We start from the raw sequence: 17,376 nt of genomic DNA on the forward strand, positions 1-17,376 counted from the left end.
GCCCCTCGTTTTGGTTCTGGAAGCTTCTTTGGTTTGTATACACAAGCACAAGGCAGCCCATGCCGTTCAGCCTTCAAATTTATGGGCGGTCATCCCGCGGAAGTCCGCGTCTGCCGCTTCGACCCAATCATCGGGTCGGAAGACATTCCCGCCGACGTTTCCACCTCTCCTGGCGATGCCGCGCGCTCACCCGCAAGTCCGGACTTGCGGCTCCTGCGATAAAGCAACAGGGTCAGCGCCGCGCATTCGGCGAACGTAAGCAGCGATTGCAGCATCTGCTGCCACAGGACGAGGTCCAAGCTTCCACCCCAGCCGAACAGAATCTTGTTTAATCGCATAAGCGGGATATGCCCGACGAACGTGACGATGCTGAATAGATTCAGCAGACGATGATGCGCCGTTATGGTCGCGTTGCGAATGCGAAGCACGCCGTAGAACAGAAGCGCCGTATTCGGCAGCATAGCGATTGTCAGCTTGTAAGCGTCGCTCCAAGGTGCGAGAGTCGTCAATAGCACCGTCTCCGCAGCCGTGGCGCCAATCGCGAGTACCGCAACCAAGCGGACATTCATCCTCAGGAATTGCTCCTCGTATTTCGCCATTAATGCTCCCATCACGACAAATGTAAGCCCGAAACCCAGATAACGAGTGGCGCCTGTCCACAAGATACCTGACAGCGACGCGATGTCAACCTGGCCCATCCCGGTAAAGCTGAGCAAGCTGCCCGAGGCCAACTGGACGACACCATACAATACAGCGAGCATGATAAGAATCATTTTAAGAGACAGCCGGTTCAACAACCAGTAGGCTGCGACGGAGCCGAACAGCAAGGGCGGAATGAACCACAGCTGGAGCAGCGGACCGTTCACGAACACGGCCATCACCAATATTTTGGCCTGCAGAATGAGGTTGGATAATCCCAGTCCGCCTTGGAGCAGCGCGGGCACATTGAATTCGGCTGCGAACAACAGGCAGAAGACGGCGTATACGGCGGCGATCCGGAGCCAATATTTCCTGACGTAGGCTCCTGGCTTAGAAGCATGCGACCAACCCTTGTACAGCAGGAAGCCCGATACGACGTAAAAACACGGCACGACGACACGTCCCTCCAACATAAGGAATGACGCAAGCGGCGGCAGGTCCATCGCAACCATGGATGGTATCAAGAGAGCGTGCGCAACCAGCACGAGAGTCGCGCCGGCCAGCTTGAACAACGTAATGCCGGGGTAGAACCGCCTCATTACGCATGTCTCCGCAGCGAGCCAAGCTCTTGCAGCACCAGTTGCTTCATCTCTGCTACGGATACTTTGCCCGTTCCGGACATGGGCAGCTGGGACAGGAAGATCGTTTCCTTTGGCAGCTTGAACGCAGACAGGTACGGAGCCAGCTCCACCCGCAAGCGCTCCGCCGACAACTTGGCTCCCGGCTTCGGCACGACGCATGCGCAGATCTGCTCCCCGTACAGCTCGTCGGGAATGCCGAGCACCATCACATCCTCTACATCGCGGATTCGCAGAATCGCGTTCTCGATTTCGACCGGCGAGATCTTTTCGCCGCCCCGCGAAATGATCCGGTGCATTCGTCCCGCAATGGTAAGCTGATTCTGTTCGTCGATCGTACCCAGATCACCCGAACGGTACCAGCCGTCGTGCTGATGGCAAGGGCGCTCCGCCTCGTCGCGAATATATCGCATGACCCGATGCCCGCGAATAAGAATTTCCCCCTGCTCGCCGCGTGGCAAAGCTAACCCCGTCACGGGATCCTCGATGCGGATCTCGATGCTTCGGTCAACCTTGCCCGCGAGACTGTATTTCTCGCTCATAAATTTATCGTAAGGAATAAGTCCGCCCAGCAGCCTGGTGTGCTTAAGCATGCGGTACAGAAGCGGCAGCACAATCCCACCTCCCATCAGACAGGTGCCGCTCGCCACCGCCCCCGCCTCGGAGGAGCCATAGCTGACCAGAAAAAATCGCAGCTTCAGCTCGTCCGTCACACGCCTGATAATGACGGGGTTAACGGCAGCCGAAGTAAATGCCACTCCAATCAGCGATGACAGATCGTACCGGCTTCTCTCGGGAGCGCCAATCACTCCCTGCAGCATAAACGGCGTGCCGACAAGTACCCTGCATCGTTCCTTCTCGATGACTTCCAAAGCTTGCATGGGGTTGTAGCGGCTAAGCATGACCGTGGCGACGGGTGCGCTTGTCATCGTTGTAAGAATCGTTGCGAAGCCCCCCATGTGGTAAAGAGGCAGCAAATTCAGCATATTAAATCGCGTCATGATCCAGCTGCTCGCTTTTGCCGTTAAGGTAGCTAACCGGCCTCGTCCCGGCTCCTTAGCCGACGGCGCAAGAAAGGAAGCCGTCGTACGCAGTACGCCCTTGGGTTTGCCGAGCGTACCCGAGGTGAACAGCAGCACGAGCGGGTCGCGAGCCGCCGTTTGCTGACTTGCTTCCCGGAATAGGGCATCCTCTTCTTCCTTCGTACCAACGCTCGTCGCCAGCTCCTGATAGGAACGGAATCCGCATCTGTCGCCATCTGATCCGCCGCCAACCACGAATATTCGCTCCGCTCCGGGCAGCCAGTCCGGCAGCGAGCCATGACGCGCCTTAAGCTCCTCCGCCAGTTCTCTTGTCATGGCGGGATACTGCTGCTTGTGGCCTTCCGCTCCAAGCAGCAACACAGAGGGGGAAGACTCTTCGAGATACACGGCCAGCTCTTCCTTGCGGGAGTAAGCATTGAGCGGTACCAGTATCGCGCCCAAACAAGCTGCCGCATACATCGCGACAATCATTTCCATTCGCCCTGTCATCAGCAGGGCGACCTTGTCGCCTTTGCGCACGCCAAGACGGCGCAACCCGCAGGCAAGCGGACGCACCTCCGTCCAGATGTCGCGCCAAGTGTGTCGTTGCCCCCACTCAGGAAAACAATAAGCAACCGCGCCCGGATGCTCCAAAGCCCGTTGCTCCAGCATCGCAGGAACCGTGCCCGTTTGATACTCGCTGCGCCATGCCATCCTTCACCTTGACCCCCGATCTTGTTATGGAACACATTATCTACTATAACACCATTATTGTTCTTAATAAAGAACATTCTAATAAAGAAAACCTCTCGCAAGGCCCCTCGAAGATGAGCGAACTCCAGCTTTGCAAAGCAAAGCCTCTTCTGAAGCGTAAGGTAAGTGTTATCGCCCAATCCAGTTGCATTGGCAACTCAAATAGCGGGCTGCGAAGCTTCTCATTCTTTTGACTAATGGGGATCGATTGAAGCGAGTGGGAAAACCTCCCACTAAATTTATCAATCTCCACTCCCTGGATAAAATTAAGGGAAAAGTACCCTCTAATTCGCCCGAAACCATCAATACAGACTCGAAAGCAGCGAATTAGATGGCGTTTTTCCCTTTAAGTGGAGAAATTCAAGGATACTCTTGTGATTAGATGGCATTTTTCCTCCTAATTTCCCCGCCCGCTTACACCCGTACCGCTAAGAGCCAACTCCCAAATGGTAATGTAGGGTCACGGTCGGTGTGAAGGAGAAGGGTGAGTTAGAATCTGCACCGCGCGCAGCTCCCAACGCACGGTGTCCCCCTTTAGCAGCAATATCGAGGGTATAGGTTTATATATGCGCTTTAAAGGGATATGGCAGGCAGGTTCATACTTACCGATATGTCACGCCCGCATGTCTGGCGACGGCGTCTCGCACCAGCATGAATGTCTCTCCGTTCGTCAGTCCGCCGGGATGGCTGATCAGCGACCAAGTCGCTGGCGTTATCCAATCCCGCTTCTTTAATTCAGCCACCGCTTGCTCACGCTTAACCTGAACTCCCGACGTCAGCAGCAACGCATGGGCAGCATTCTCAAGCGTAACCGGCTCCCCCGACTTCAAATAGCCGGCCATCACTCCATCAGGTTTGCCCCGGAAATAGCGGGGATGCATCTTGACCAGCCTCTGCATCATCGTCAAATATCGGTCCTTGCTCGAAAGGCCGTCCAGATCCCAGCGATTATTGTCATATCCGCCCAGCGTCATGCCCATGCTGACCGCGGCCAGCAGTCCCGGGTAAGTCGGATGGCCCTGATACGCCGGCTGCTTTGCTTCGCGCATGCGAAGGTCCATGCCTTGGCCGCGCAGCATAGCTTGGAGCTTCGAAATTCCGCTCCTTGATGCGGCCAACTGCCGGAACGATATTCCCCCGTCTATGGCCAGCCTGGCCGCTGCTCCGGCCGCTTCTCCCGTCGCCATGCCGAGCGGGACGACACGGGCGCTGCCATGAGGCAGCGAATCGAAGCTGGCCGATCTCCCGACGACGAGCAGCCCATCGATTTCTTTGGGAACGAGGCTTCTAAATGGAACGCCGTATTGCCGGGGCGACATCATAATCGCGCCGTAATCACCTCGTCCAAGCCGCTGGATATCGACGTCGTAAGAGCCGTACGCGATCGCATCCCAGAAGTCCCGGTTCTCCATCAAATCCGCCATCGTCAGCCGATATTCCCCCCGCAAATGCCGACTCTCGCGGACATACAGCTCCGGCGCCGTGCCGGCGTAGCTCAGATCTTTCATTTCCTCGAACGTTGTTTTCAAAAACTCGACAATAAGCGGCGCTTCCCGCCGCCCGATCCGCAGCCCTTCCTGCACGGAGACCGGATCGAGAGGATCTACGCCAAAAATATGCATGGCGTTGACGAGTATCGTACCGTCTTTCTGCCGTCCAATGTTTAATCCGCGCAGCGCCACCCTGTCCGGATTGGAGGAGGGATAGTTGCTCGCCTCCAGGAACCCCCATGCGCTGCTTTGATCCACGCCGGTGTCCTTGCGTCTGCCGAAGGATTGCCAGATGTCCTCCGTCATGCCGCTTAGCTTGAACACGAGCGTAACGGCCATGCGCGCATCCGGATTGCCAAGATCCTCGCGCCCGACGGTGTAAGGCGCGCCGGCTAGAGCGGCAATATCGCCATCCTGCGTCGCGTCGATGACCGCCCGAGCTTGCAGGACGCGGCGTCGCCCGTTCCCATCGGTAATGGCCAGTCCCCGGACTACTTTACCTTCCAGCTTGGGTTCCATGGATTTGACACCTAATAGAAGCGAAATATTCCTCTCGTCTCTGACCATTTGCTCGAACAGATCTGCCGCCGCATTAGCATCAAACGAAGTCCCGCCAAGCTGATCGTACCACTTCTGGAAGATGCCCTTGTTCAGAAAATCATAATTGCCGCTCCGCTTCGCCTCGGCAGTCTGCTGAGGAGCCAGATTCAGATCCAGCGAATTAAGCCAGCCCATCGTGAGCAGGCCCCCCAGCCGATCTCGCCCTCTGCCATCTACGAGCAGCACGCGAAGTCCGTTCCTCGCCGCGGACAATGCTGCAGCTATCCCCTCCGGGTCTGTCCCCGCAACTATAACGTCATACTTCTCGATTGCCGCCTTTGAAAGCGTTAATCCCACGGCCTCCGCAGAACTGGCGCTGGGCCGCGATGCCGTGTCCATGAACCAGGGCAAGCCGATCGCAACGGCAAAGAGCAGCCATACAGCGGCGACAATCCATTTCTTTTTCGGTGACAATCCTTCTCTTCATCTCCCATCTGGATCAGATGAAGTTATATTTTGCAGAATGGAGGAATTATAACCGCGTGATTCAAGTTCGGGGGGATGGGTTAAGTAGAGTCATAAGGCAAGGACGCCTTTACCAATTCGAGAACAGGAGTGATCGCATATGTCTAAGGAACAAGGATCAAGTGGCATCGTAACCGGGGCAGTAGTAGGAGGACTCATCGGAGCGGCGGCAGCCCTGCTCCTCGCGCCGAAGTCTGGCGAGAAACTTAGAGCCGATTTGATGAACGCGCTGCAAGCATTTGGGCAGCGTACGAAAGAGGTTGCCGCAAGCGTCTGCGAAAACACGAAGGAAGCGGCACAAGGAGCCGTTGAGGGCGTTAAAGGCGCAGTAGACGGCGTCAAGGGAGCGGTTGACGGCGTAAAATCCGATATCAATTCCATGGCACCGCTGCAAGACGATATTCAGCGCCTCGGCAAGGAGATGGACAAAATGCCAACCAACTCCGAGGTTAAGAGCAAAGGGCTCCAGCCTGACCCGGCGCAATAAGCGGGGTTATCGCAGGGCCACGCGACAGATTGTCGCGTGGCCCTGCGCCCGCATGTCCGATATTATTTGACCCGGAACGTTCTTGCCCCGTGCTTCCGCACCAGCATCAAAGCGACAATCAGGTACAGCAGAGTCGCGCCGACAATGACAATCGTAAACGAAGAAGATGCCCCGCGCCAAATGATACTAAAACCGCTCGCAAATGAAACAAGCAGGTTTACCGCAAAGAAAAGCGGATTTTTGACATTCAGCTCCGTCGAATACGGCTGGAGGTAGTAATACATAAACAAGTGGTGAACGGAATAGAAAATCGCCAGAGAGATGACGCAAACCCATACCATAAGCAGCTCAAGATGGAGCCACTCGCTCCCCGTTGCGGCTGTGACGGCCGTAATCGCTAAACCGAGAGTTGCGGCAATAAGCAGATTATTTTTGACCATGGCGCCCAGCCGGATTCTAAAGTGATCATAGGCCGAACTGCGGTAAAAGCTGTACCTCATCAGACTGAGATCGCAATTGTAGAACATGGCCTTGCATAGACTATCGCCGACAGACAGGAAGTACATGGTCAGAACCAGAAAAGGAATGATGGTACCCGCATTCCATTGCTGTTCCTGCAGTTGCCCGCGGAATAGAAGCATAAAGATGACTCCGACTACTCCAATTGCTCCTATGATGACGAGTCGTTTGTTAATCGGTCCGCGAATCAAGCTCCGATGCCTCATGAAAAACAATTCGTTAAGGTATGCATGGCCTTCCTTTTTGAGCAGCCTGCCTTTCCCGACAAGCACAGTGTCATAATCGCTTTGCTTCGTCTCCACGCTTTTCTTCTGCGCATCCGCCATCATACGGCCCATATTAAGCAGCGGATCGTCTCGCTTGGTGGCGACGTCAACGGCTTCTCTGTATCCCGTATAACGAGCCAGTTGGAAAGCAGCAAACACTCCTCCCAATGGGATCGCGATATACAGCGGCAGATTAAGAAGGACGTTATCCGTTATGGGAGCCGCTCCAAGCAGCAGCGGCGCATACGCTCCGGCATATCCAGCCAGAATAACGCTCCAAACAATCGCTGTTTGTTTAATCAATACCACGCCGGTCCGTTCAAAAAGCTTGAGATGCAAATATTCGCTTACTATACGCCACAGCGCAAGCAGCACCGTCAACATAACGGCTTCCACAATGGCGGCACCCAGAAGTCCCGCGAATAATAACATGGCAGGCAGCAAATAGATGCCGAAGGTCGTATAACGGTAGGCCAGCGTAGTTTTCATATAGCGTGCTGGCGACAATCTCATCAGCTTAACCGCGATGTATTTCTCCCGCTTGGGCTCCAGGATGGTCGCGCTGCTGACAGCCGCAATCACAAAGCTGATGATGGTAAAAATATGTATAAACTGACTAAGTTGCTCCGCCTTCGTCAAATCTTCTCCTATACTCACGACAGGCAGATAAATCAAAAGTCCAATATACATAAATGGGAGCAGGAAACCCCCTATCCATGTAAGCAGGAGCGCGGCGACGGAAATGATTTTTTTAAGCTCAAGATTGGCGTAAATCGTGTTTTTGATAAGCTTGCCCATGACCGGGAGCTTCTGAATGTAGAAGATAAGCAGGTTGGCGGCGATGGATGTGCGAATCGCCATCAGCGTACTAAACATTCTCAGCATGCTCATCATCCTTCAACAGATTAATGACGGATTGCTCAAATTCCGCACTATGAAGCAGCTCGGACGGCACTGCGGACAATTCTCCCTTATGCAAGACAACCAGCTCGTCGCACAGATCGGAGGCCAGTTGCAGAATATGGGTCGAGAAGATGAGAATATGGTCCTTCTTGAGCTCCTTCAGCATTCGCTTCATCTCCAGAGCCACAATGACGTCGAAGGAGGTTAGCGGTTCGTCCAGCAAAATAATCGGAGGTTTCGTGATGAGGAACAACAGCATCTGGAGCTTGTTTTTCATGCCGTGCGAATATCCCTTGATCAGCCGATGCCGTTCTTCCTCCGTCATGCTCATCATTTCGAAGCAGCCATCGATCGTCAATTCCGTTTGCAGCTTGTCCTTATTGATATCCATAAAAAATTTAACAAACTCATACCCGGTCAGAAATTCCGGCAGAATAGGCAGCGAATAGACATATCCCACGTCTTGTTCGGTTATCTTCCGCGTTCGGCCGTTCTCTTCCAGCAGCACCTGTCCGCCATCCATTCCCTTCTCTCCGCTTAGACAGTCGAACAGCGTTGTTTTTCCCGCTCCGTTACGGCCCAGAAGTCCGTATATCTTACCGCCGTCAAAGCTGAAGCTTGCGGACCGCAGAACCTGTTTGTCGCCGAATTGCTTGTCGATATTTTCTATGATCAGACGCAAGGATGGTTTCCTCCTTTCCTAGGTTCCCAAAAAATGCCTTCATGCAGTTAATCCGCCCCCAATGATGCTTGGCGGCGTTTATTAACAGCATAAAGGCAATTTGCGGCAGAACGCAAGGACAACGCGAAATGCTTAGTCATCCCGTTCTTCCAGAGCCTCGGCGCTTTCGCCGTAATCATCGCCCAGAAGCTCGCGAAGCTTGCCGATCGCGCGGCGCTGTATGCGGGACACGCTCATCTGGGAGATACCCAGTTTGGCTGCGATTTCGCGCTGCGACAGCCCGCTGGAGTAGACCAGGGTCAACACCTTGGCTTCTTCATCCTTGAGCTTGCCGAAGGCTTCCTGGAGATCCAGACGACCATCCAGCGTCAGCATCTCGTCGTTATTGGTGCTGATCATGTCGCCGATCGTAGCAGCGCTTTCTCCCTCGGAGGACAAAGGCGTATCAAGCGACACATATTGGTACGATTCTCTGGAGGTCATCACCTCTATGGTTTCTTCAACCGACAGCTCCAGATAATTCGCAATCTCATCTACATTCGGCGAACGGCCAAGCTGCACGGATAAGTCGTCGATCGCGCGTCCGAGCAGCAAGCCCTTCTCCTTAAGGCGCCTCGGCACCTGAATATACCAGGACTTGTCCCGCAAATAATTTTTGAGATGTCCGACTACGCTCTTCATCGCGTATGCTTCGAACGGAATTTCACGATCTGCATTATACTGCGCGAAGAGCCGCAGCATAGACATCTGGCCAACCTGATACATATCCTCGTACAGATCCGGCCTGCTCCTCGACAGCTTGCCCGCCGCCATCCGAACGATTGGCTCGTAATGTCGGAGGAGCGCCGTCGCGGTATCGTTACAGCCCGTCTCTTGATACTGCTCCAGAAGCTGCATCGTTTGCTGCGGAGTCAGCTCAGAGGAACTTGAATTCATACCATCTCCTCATTTCTGCTCATGCGCTTGGTGAGTACAACCTCCGTACCGTTATTCACCCGGACCTTGACTTCATCCATCAACGCCCTCATCATGAACAAACCCAGGCCGCCGATCGGCGCATCACTGATAGGGGTCCCTTGCAGCCCGGCCGTTCTTATCGGTTCGGGTCGTTCTTCACGGGCGCCGCCGTAATCTCTTACGGTCATAGTCAGACCATCCTCATGGCAAATAAACTCTACATCGACCTCGCCTCTGTCATCATTTCCCTTATAGGCATGGAGGATGGCATTAGAACAGGCTTCTGTCACCGCAACCTTCATATCTTCAATATCCTCATAAGGGAATCCCGCTTTGGCGGCAATGGCATACAAGGCAGCGCGGACAATATCCAGATAGTCGGCTTCCGCGGGTATGCGCAGCTTGATTGGCGAATGGCTCATCATATACACGTTCCTCTCCGTCTTCATCTAGTATAACTCAGTTGGCTTTCATTCTGCTCCAGATCTTAACCGACGATGCAACCATCTCTGCAATGGCAGCTGCCGTCTTTCTAATCTGAGCTCCGCTATTGCCCGCTCCCGCAGACTCATGCCCCATTCTCGCAGCATTGGAGATGCCGGCGCGCGTCGCTTGTTCCGTCTTCGCAGCCGTCTTCTCTAGCACGCCTGCCGCCGCATGTTTCGCGGCCGTCGTCAGTGCATGCGCCGCTTCTCCGATGTCGCTGACAGTATGAAACAATCCATCGAGATCCTTCAGCTTGCGCCTTGCGTCGACCGTAACCGCATTCGTATTCTGAACAACTTCCCTGGCCTCGCTGCTCATCTGCAGCACTTCCGTCCGAAGCTCGTTAACGGTCCGTTTGGTCTCCGCAATAAACGTCTCCGCTTGTTTGACCGTCTTCGTCACCGCTAAGACCAGTATGATGAGAGATACTGTGATCACGACCAAACAAATGCCGATTAGAATATTCATCAAGGTCACCTCGATTCATGGTTTATGATGCTCTATCCGTTCTTACCCCGCCGAAAGTCTCTTGAAACAGCTGGAATAAGCCGCCTCCGAATTGGGTAATGGGACGATACATGCTATAATGGTTAATAGTTTAAAAGAGGCTGTTTATAGAGGTTGTTTATAAATTAAATCGTTAATTTAGGACGGAACCTATAATGAGAGGACCACTGCCCTATGTTTAAAAATATGAATTACACCATTCGCATGAAGATCGCGATTGGTTATTTGCTTATCATTTGTTGTCTCGGAATTACGATCGCCGTCGTATCGGAACGAATTAATACTTTGCACAATGAGATGGAGCAGATTGTTACCCGAGACCTGGAGATCCAAAATTTTATAACGAATATTCGTTACAACGTAGTCAGCATGGAGACCAGCCAGCGCGGCTACCTTCTTACGGGCAGACAAGCCTATCTATTGCCCTACCAAGAAGGCAAGTCCCAATGGGAAGCCAACCACACCAGTCTTGCGGCCTTGCTTGACAATAACGCGAGCGCGCTCAAGGAATTGGAAGCGATCAAGCTGACGATTCAGAACTGGATTAACACCACCGGCGAACCGACAATCGCAATGAGGGCCAATAACGATACAGAGGGCATCCAGACGTTTTACCGGAACGATCCCGGCAAAGCCGATATCGACAAGCTCCGGACTCAACTGGAGGATATGCGCTTGTCCCATATCGACGATACCAAATCCTATATTCTACAGCTCGAAAGCCGCAATCGCGTCGTCACTCTGAGCCTGTATATTCTGCTATTTGCAGTCGTCATTGTTTCGTTGCTCATCGTATCCTTTGTCTCGAGCTCCATCGTCAAGACGATACGGCAGGTTTCCTCTACAATTGCAGGGATATCCGTTGCAAAGGGAGATCTTTCGAAGCGAATACATGTGAAAACAAATGACGAGATCAAGGAGCTTGCCGAGGCTACAAATGCCCTTCTTGTCAGTCTGGAGGCGCAATCCTGGATTACAACCCGGGTCGCGGAGATTGCCACGATGACGCAAGGCCTGAACAATCTGGAAGAGCTTGGACGATCATTCCTAAGCCGCGTGGCTCCCATGGTCGGCGCACCGTACGGCGTCTTCTATATCCGAGGTGCCAAAGGGTCGGAGCCTCGCATGAACAAGCTGGCGGCTTATGCGGAATCCGGCGATGCAGAGGCCAGGGCAAGCTTCCGGTTCGGCGAAGGTCTCATCGGCCAATGCGCGATGGATAAAAGAACGTACCTGCTGAGCGCGCCAGACGATTACAAAGCCGGCATTCAATCCGGGACGACCGAGCTTCATCCTCGCAATCTGCTTATTGTGCCCATCGAATACGAGGGCAAAGTCGTAGCCGTTGTCGAGTTCGCTTCGCTTGAACCGTTTACTGCCCAGCATCTGAAGCTGCTCGAGAGCATCGAGGACTACTTCGGCGTCACCATCGACAATGTAACGGGCCGTATGGAAGTAGAGCGCCTGCTGAGCGAGTCTCAAGCGCTCACGGAGGAGCTGCAGACACAGACCGAGGAGTTGCAGGCGCAATCCGAGGAATTGCAGATGCAGCAGGAAGAGATGCGGATGACGACAGAGCATCTGGAGGAGCAGAATCTCTTCGCCGCACAGAAAACCAAGGAGCTGGAGCATGCCAAAACCGAACTGGAAGCTTACGCCGAAAAGCTCAAACAGAGCGCGCAGTACAAATCCAATTTCCTGGCCAACATGTCGCATGAGCTTCGAACGCCGCTTAACAGTATCCTGATCCTGTCCCAGATGCTCTACGAGAACGAGAACAAGCTGCTTACGGAAGAAGAGGAAGGTTATGCCCGCGTCATCCATTCGTCCGGGAATGATCTGCTCTCCCTCATTAATGATATTCTGGATTTGTCCAAGATCGAGGCTGGCAAGATCGCTCTCGTCATGGATGACGTCAATGTAACCGAAATTCCGGAAATGATGAGGATGCTGTTCGACCCGGTAGCGGACAAAAAAGGCATTACGTTCCGCATCGAGCTGCAGCACGATATTCCGAGCGTTGTCCGCACGGATGGTCAACGCCTCCAGCAAATTCTGAAAAACCTGTTGTCCAACGCGTTCAAATTTACCGAGTCCGGTACCGTCACGTTAAAGCTCCATCAGGCAGATCCAGCTGTTGTGGCGGATAAGATGCCCGGCAGCGCCCCGGAGGAGCTGCTTGCTTTCTCCGTCGTCGATACCGGCATAGGCATACCTAGAGACAAACAAGATCTGATCTTCGGAGCGTTCCAGCAGTTAGACGGCAATACAAATCGCGTGTATGGCGGAACTGGCCTGGGACTCTCCATCTGCAACGAGCTTGCCAATCTGCTTGGCGGATGCATCGTCGTAGAGAGCGAGCTTCATAAGGGAAGCTCCTTCACCCTGTACTTGCCGGCGACTCATTGCGCCGCAATCGAGCTGGAGCAGGCGTCTATGCAAGCGTCGGCTTCCTATTCTGCTCCGGGACGTCAGTTCGAGGACGTAAACGTCGGTGATAACGCGACGGCAGCCGCTTCTCCTCCGATTTCGCAATCGGAGCCCGTAAAGAACACGCCTGCCGCCGCAAGCTCTGGAATGGGCGGTTCCGAAGAAACCGCCTTGTTCCTGGGCAAGCGGGTTTTGCTGGTGGAGGACGACGAACGCAATATTTTTGCGATTGACAAAGCTCTCAAGAACAAAGGGCTGGAAGTCGTTATCGCACGCAATGGACGAGAATGTTTGGACATCGTAGCAAGCGACTCCAACTTCGATCTGGTTCTTATGGACATTATGATGCCGATCATGGACGGCTTCGAGACGACTCGCGCGCTGCGTGCGGATGAATCCATGCACGACAAACCGATCATTGCGCTCACGGCCAAAGCGATGAAGAGCGACCAGGAAAGCTGTCTGCAAGCAGGTGCTTCGGATTATATCAGCAAACCCATCCACATGGAGCAGCTGTTCTCGCTGATGAGGGTTTGGCTGACAAAGCAGGTGGGACATTAATGCCGGGGTTCGAAAGTTTCGATTACGCCAGAATGGGCAGGAGATCAAATGATTTCGCCGCGTACGAAGAAGCCGCGGCAGGCGATGCCGACGACGACATAGCCATTACGGAGCTCGAGGAATTGGAGATTGATCTGTTGCTTGAGGCCATTCATCGTATGCGCGGCTTCGACTTCCGCAACTACTTGCGCTCATCGCTTCGCCGAAGAATTCGCCATCGCATGCATCTGGAAGGCGCTTTGACGATATCCTCGCTGCAGGATCGTATCTTGCACGAAGAAGGCTGCATGGAACGATTGCTGGAGGACTTCTCCATCAAGGTGACGGAGATGTTTCGAGACCCGGCATTCTTCCAGACGTTCCGCTCGGAAGTGGTGCCCCTGCTCCGCCAGTATGACCGATTGCGAATATGGAACGCCGGCTGCGCGACCGGAGAAGAAGTATACTCTATGGCCATTTTACTGGAGGAAGAGGGACTGCTGGAACGTACGATGATCTATGCGACGGATATGAGCAGAGCTGCAATCGCCCTCTCCAAGGAAGGACGATTTCCGCTTAAACGCATGCAGGCTTATACCAAAAATTATCTACAGGCAGGCGGATCACGGGAGTTCTCGGCTTATTACACAACCGACCATGCCTACGCGCGATTCCTTCCCACGCTCAAAAATCATATGGTGTTCGCGCAGCATAATCTGGTTACGGACGGCTCGTTCAATGAATTCCAGGTCATTTTATGCAGAAATGTGTTGATCTATTTCAACCCTGCGCTGCAGTCTCGCGTTCACGGCATACTTAACGAAAGCCTGGCGCCGGACGGTTTCCTCGTTCTTGGCAGCAAGGAATCGCTGCTGGCCCCCCATCGTAACGGCTTTACGGAGTTTAACCCGGAGCAGCGGATCTTCCGCAAAAGCGGCGATCCTATATAAGCACGCAAAAAGAGGCCTCAACTGGTTTGAGCGCCTCTTTTTTAACACAATCGAATATATAAGCTTCGAGCATTCGAAAACCGAAACCCGCACCCACGAACGACTTCGACAGAAGTTTGTCTCATTGGCGATATTTGGTTAACCATACATCGGTGCCTTCTGACGTGGGAAATACCTCCACTTTGTCCATCAGCGCCTCCATCAAATAGATGCCAAGCCCTCCGGCCTGAAGCTCTGACACTGCTGCTCCGCCCAGCGGAGTGGATGCCAGCCCAGCCCCTTCCAGGACGAATGGCGAACCTTCGTTGTGCACCTGGATAACAAGGGCTTGGTCATCGTGGTGAAAGGTGACCTCGATCATGCCTTCTCCGGAATGTCCTCCATGCAGAACAGCGTTGCTGCAGGCCTCCGATACGGCCACCTTCATGTCCTCGATATCTTCGTATTCGAAACCAAGCTTGCTGGCGATGCCGTACAAACAAATTCTGACCAAGTCGATTTGATCCGCATGAGCCGGTATGTGCAATTGAACAGCTTTCATCTCTTACGCTCCGGCTCCTTCCTTTATATATCCCGAAATACCCGTCAAGTCGAACAAACGCTTCACTTTGGCCGGTATCTCCTGTACGTAGAACGGTGCTCGCAATCCATCCCGTGTCTTCAAAATAGATACGATAACGCCGATACCCGTGCTGTCGATATACGTCAAATTTCTTAGATTCAAAACAAGCGCAATATCCTTGCGTTTCAACACATGCTCAAGCGCGCATTGCAGTTGCGGCACGGCAGCCAGATCGAGTTCCCCCTCCAGATACATGACGTATTCGCTGCCCTGCTCTTCGGTTCTAATCTTGAATGGTTCCAACTTCATCATGAGTTCACTTCGCTTTCTTAAAATGAATAAAATGCGTGTTCAAGAAGTTTGGTTCTCAGTACCGAGAAGATTGAAGGCAACTAGAAACTGAGGAGCGGAGCGTAGCAGAGCTACGTGAGCACCGGAAGGTTCGGTTGCGTTCAATATTCGATGTCGAGTCAGCTTCTTGGCATACTTCGTAATGGGAATCGGACTTTTTGAACAACCTCTAAAGGGATTAGACTGTTGCCAAATGATAATAGCTGATATATGCAAGCTCCCCTGTCTCTTCGTCCAGGAACAGCTTAAGCAGCGCTTCGTCTCGCTGGAAGACGATTCCGTCTTCCGCGATATAGTCGGGTTCGCCTAATACGGCTTTAAGATCGGCAACCGTCATGGGAACCGTAACATCGTCCAGCAAAATCTTCTTGGCATCGCCGGGAATATCAATAGCCTGGATGTATTCGCCGGCGAAAACAACGCGCAGATCTTCATACTCCATAATAACAAGATCGCTGTAGAATTCATCCTGCGTTACGCCGCGCGGCTCGCCCAGCTTGCCGATGACCGCCGCGCGGTCGTCGTACAACGTAAGCTCCTGAACGCTTCGAAGCAGAATACCTTCTTCGGCGCCCCATGCAGCCTCGTCCTGGTCGACGGTCTGCACAACGGAAGATTCCTCCTCCGGATAATAGGCCGCTTCTCCGCTTGGCCATTCGTGAGGCTCCGTTACTTCGGAAGGCGCCGCTTGATCCGCCTCGACGTGACCCGGCGAAACGGCCACCGGTTCGAATCCTGTATGATCTTGGCTTTCTCCGCCAGTCGATAACATTCCGCTTACTATCAGTGCCACCAAAAGGAATATTTTCATTCGTAAACCCTCCCTGCAATCAAACGCTTTGCTAGAGTCTATACATAAGGTATAAACCATTCCGAAGGGTTTGAAACAGCAGGTCAGAATTATTTTCGCAAGGAAATTTTAGTGCAGGACGGCACGTACCAGACAGATATCGTCACGTTGCTTATCCCCGCCATGCTCGGCCAGCAGCGACTCGACGAGTTCCTCAGGATTAAGCTCCAAACTTTTCTTCGAGCTCATGGATTCGGCCAGCTCCCGCATGCCGCAGTCGCTAACCTCAAGCGCATCCAGCAATCCGTCCGTATACAGAAATAGATCCGTACCCGGCTCATAAGCCAATTTCACCTTCCGAATAGCAAGTTTATCGAACAAACCGACGGCTGGTCCGGTAGGCTCCATATATACCACTTCGCCGCCAGAGAGTATAACACCTGCCGGATGACCGGCATTCACATATTCCATACTTCTCGAATCCGTGTCGACCACGACAAAAATAGCCGTAAAGTAATAGTTAATCAGCTCATCCGATCGATAGAGCTCTCCCATGTAGCGATTGAGCTCCTGCATCACCTCTACGGGATCGTTAACGCGCATGATCATATCGCGCAGCACAGACGAAATAAACATGCAGACCAATGAAGAAGAAATGCCATGTCCCATCATATCCAGCAGAATAACGCCGTACCTGCTGGCATCCATCCGGAACCAGGCATAATAATCGCCGGCGAGCTCCGAAGAGGGACGGTAAGCCGCTTCGATCTCGATGCTCCTATTGCGGATTGGTCCGCTAAGAACGCTTCGCTGTACCTGCTTGGAGAGCTCCAGCTCGTATTGGATCCGCTTGTCGCGCTCCTTATGCCAATCCTTCTCATGCTTGAGCCTCAATGCGGACCGCATCCGGGCCAACAGCTCCAGCTTGTTGATCGGTTTCATCACATAATCGGACGCTCCCGCATCGAGCGCCTCTGCAAGCTTATTGGAATCACCGACCGCCGTAACGAAAATAATCGGCACATCCCTGTACTTCTCTCCCGCCTGAATGCGTCTGCAAGCTTCAAGCCCATCAATTTCCGGCATCATCATGTCCATCAGAATGAGATCGACGGGCTCCTCCGGAGCGGAGTCGTCCTCCAAACCAAGCAGGTCATACAGCTCTCTTGCTGAAGAGGCGATGCGCGTATCGGTATATCCGGCCTTGGTCAGAATAGCGCGAATAATCATTTGGTTGGTTATATTGTCGTCTACGATTATAATGCTCACGTGCTGTTCCTCCCATTAATGCTTGCTAGATTCGCATAAATGCCCATGACAATAGCCTACCCCCGCGGGC

15 protein-coding genes are annotated in these 17,376 nt (G+C 53.3%); 3 read left to right on the top strand and 12 right to left on the bottom strand.

Features of this window, described 5'->3' with window-relative positions:
* Nucleotides 1-89: 89 nt before the first annotated feature.
* The 3 genes from B1748_RS19745 to B1748_RS19755 form a co-directional block, all read right to left on the bottom strand.
* Complete coding sequence (locus B1748_RS19745) at nt 90-1,238, bottom strand: acyltransferase family protein (protein WP_087569668.1); 1,149 nt, start codon at nt 1,236-1,238, stop codon at nt 90-92.
* Entirely contained in the window at nt 1,238-3,013 is a 1,776-nt protein-coding gene (locus B1748_RS19750) for a class I adenylate-forming enzyme family protein (RefSeq protein WP_087569669.1), read from the bottom strand. Before B1748_RS19750 ends, B1748_RS19745 begins: the two co-directional genes overlap by 1 nt.
* Before the next feature lie 641 nt (nt 3,014-3,654).
* A complete protein-coding gene (locus B1748_RS19755; RefSeq protein ID WP_087569670.1) occupies nt 3,655-5,556 on the bottom strand; it encodes an FAD-dependent oxidoreductase in 1,902 nt (633 codons plus the stop codon).
* Between the two features lie 151 nt (nt 5,557-5,707).
* Between B1748_RS19755 and B1748_RS19760 the strand changes: the two genes are divergently transcribed.
* Nucleotides 5,708-6,094 carry a YtxH domain-containing protein gene (locus B1748_RS19760; RefSeq protein ID WP_087569671.1) on the top strand — a complete coding sequence of 129 codons (387 nt, stop codon included), beginning with the start codon at nt 5,708-5,710 and terminating at the stop codon, nt 6,092-6,094.
* A gap of 62 nt (nt 6,095-6,156) precedes the next feature.
* Here the strand turns inward: B1748_RS19760 and B1748_RS19765 are convergent, their stop codons facing one another.
* The 5 genes from B1748_RS19765 to B1748_RS19785 form a co-directional block, all read right to left on the bottom strand.
* The gene (locus tag B1748_RS19765) at nt 6,157-7,764 is read right to left on the bottom strand and encodes a hypothetical protein (RefSeq protein ID WP_087569672.1); all 1,608 of its coding nucleotides are present in this window, start codon (nt 7,762-7,764) and stop codon (nt 6,157-6,159) included.
* Nucleotides 7,748-8,464 carry an ABC transporter ATP-binding protein gene (locus tag B1748_RS19770; RefSeq protein ID WP_087569673.1) on the bottom strand — a complete coding sequence of 239 codons (717 nt, stop codon included), beginning with the start codon at nt 8,462-8,464 and terminating at the stop codon, nt 7,748-7,750. The genes B1748_RS19765 and B1748_RS19770 overlap by 17 nt, the downstream gene beginning before the upstream one ends.
* A gap of 132 nt (nt 8,465-8,596) precedes the next feature.
* Nucleotides 8,597-9,400 carry a sigma-70 family RNA polymerase sigma factor gene (locus B1748_RS19775; protein WP_087569674.1) on the bottom strand — a complete coding sequence of 268 codons (804 nt, stop codon included), beginning with the start codon at nt 9,398-9,400 and terminating at the stop codon, nt 8,597-8,599.
* Nucleotides 9,397-9,870, bottom strand: a complete 474-nt coding sequence (locus B1748_RS19780; protein ID WP_246608492.1) for an ATP-binding protein — start codon at nt 9,868-9,870, stop codon at nt 9,397-9,399. Before B1748_RS19780 ends, B1748_RS19775 begins: the two co-directional genes overlap by 4 nt.
* A 10-nt stretch (nt 9,871-9,880) precedes the next feature.
* Nucleotides 9,881-10,375, bottom strand: a complete 495-nt coding sequence (locus B1748_RS19785) for a DUF948 domain-containing protein (RefSeq protein WP_087569676.1) — start codon at nt 10,373-10,375, stop codon at nt 9,881-9,883.
* Between the two features lie 213 nt (nt 10,376-10,588).
* Here B1748_RS19785 and B1748_RS19790 point away from each other — a divergent pair, with 213 nt between their 5' ends.
* Nucleotides 10,589-13,405 (top strand): ATP-binding protein, encoded by a 2,817-nt coding sequence (locus tag B1748_RS19790; RefSeq protein WP_087569677.1) that lies wholly within the window; start codon nt 10,589-10,591, stop codon nt 13,403-13,405.
* Between the two features lie 32 nt (nt 13,406-13,437).
* Nucleotides 13,438-14,334 (top strand): CheR family methyltransferase, encoded by an 897-nt coding sequence (locus B1748_RS19795; RefSeq protein WP_087569692.1) that lies wholly within the window; start codon nt 13,438-13,440, stop codon nt 14,332-14,334.
* Nucleotides 14,335-14,455: 121 nt separating this feature from the next.
* Here B1748_RS19795 and B1748_RS19800 read toward each other — a convergent pair whose 3' ends face one another.
* The 4 genes from B1748_RS19800 to B1748_RS19815 form a co-directional block, all read right to left on the bottom strand.
* Nucleotides 14,456-14,875, bottom strand: coding sequence for an ATP-binding protein (locus B1748_RS19800; RefSeq protein WP_087569678.1), 420 nt, complete (start codon nt 14,873-14,875; stop codon nt 14,456-14,458).
* Nucleotides 14,876-14,878: 3 nt separating this feature from the next.
* The gene (locus B1748_RS19805) at nt 14,879-15,208 is read right to left on the bottom strand and encodes an STAS domain-containing protein (RefSeq protein WP_246608490.1); all 330 of its coding nucleotides are present in this window, start codon (nt 15,206-15,208) and stop codon (nt 14,879-14,881) included.
* A 217-nt stretch (nt 15,209-15,425) separates the two neighbouring features.
* Nucleotides 15,426-16,058 carry a hypothetical protein gene (locus B1748_RS19810; protein WP_087569679.1) on the bottom strand — a complete coding sequence of 211 codons (633 nt, stop codon included), beginning with the start codon at nt 16,056-16,058 and terminating at the stop codon, nt 15,426-15,428.
* A 108-nt stretch (nt 16,059-16,166) separates the two neighbouring features.
* Complete coding sequence (locus B1748_RS19815; protein ID WP_087569680.1) at nt 16,167-17,306, bottom strand: PP2C family protein-serine/threonine phosphatase; 1,140 nt, start codon at nt 17,304-17,306, stop codon at nt 16,167-16,169.
* Nucleotides 17,307-17,376: the final 70 nt, after the last annotated feature.

The sequence above is a fragment of the Paenibacillus sp. MY03 genome (genome assembly GCF_002165585.1).
GTDB lineage: Bacteria > Bacillota > Bacilli > Paenibacillales > Paenibacillaceae > Pristimantibacillus > Pristimantibacillus agaridevorans.

Excerpts from the sequence above, each read along its gene's own strand:
- B1748_RS19745 (WP_087569668.1), bottom strand. The coding sequence starts at position 1,238 with ATGAGGCGGTTCTACCCCGGCATTACGTTGTTCAAGCTGGCCGGCGCG.
- B1748_RS19750 (WP_087569669.1), bottom strand. The coding sequence starts at position 3,013 with ATGGCATGGCGCAGCGAGTATCAAACGGGCACGGTTCCTGCGATGCTG.
- B1748_RS19760 (WP_087569671.1), top strand. The coding sequence starts at position 5,708 with ATGTCTAAGGAACAAGGATCAAGTGGCATCGTAACCGGGGCAGTAGTA.
- B1748_RS19765 (WP_087569672.1), bottom strand. The coding sequence starts at position 7,764 with ATGCTGAGAATGTTTAGTACGCTGATGGCGATTCGCACATCCATCGCC.
- B1748_RS19775 (WP_087569674.1), bottom strand. The coding sequence starts at position 9,400 with ATGAATTCAAGTTCCTCTGAGCTGACTCCGCAGCAAACGATGCAGCTT.
- B1748_RS19780 (WP_246608492.1), bottom strand. The coding sequence starts at position 9,870 with ATGAAGACGGAGAGGAACGTGTATATGATGAGCCATTCGCCAATCAAG.
- B1748_RS19785 (WP_087569676.1), bottom strand. The coding sequence starts at position 10,375 with ATGAATATTCTAATCGGCATTTGTTTGGTCGTGATCACAGTATCTCTC.
- B1748_RS19790 (WP_087569677.1), top strand. The coding sequence starts at position 10,589 with ATGTTTAAAAATATGAATTACACCATTCGCATGAAGATCGCGATTGGT.
- B1748_RS19795 (WP_087569692.1), top strand. The coding sequence starts at position 13,438 with ATGGGCAGGAGATCAAATGATTTCGCCGCGTACGAAGAAGCCGCGGCA.
- B1748_RS19800 (WP_087569678.1), bottom strand. The coding sequence starts at position 14,875 with ATGAAAGCTGTTCAATTGCACATACCGGCTCATGCGGATCAAATCGAC.
- B1748_RS19805 (WP_246608490.1), bottom strand. The coding sequence starts at position 15,208 with ATGATGAAGTTGGAACCATTCAAGATTAGAACCGAAGAGCAGGGCAGC.
- B1748_RS19810 (WP_087569679.1), bottom strand. The coding sequence starts at position 16,058 with ATGAAAATATTCCTTTTGGTGGCACTGATAGTAAGCGGAATGTTATCG.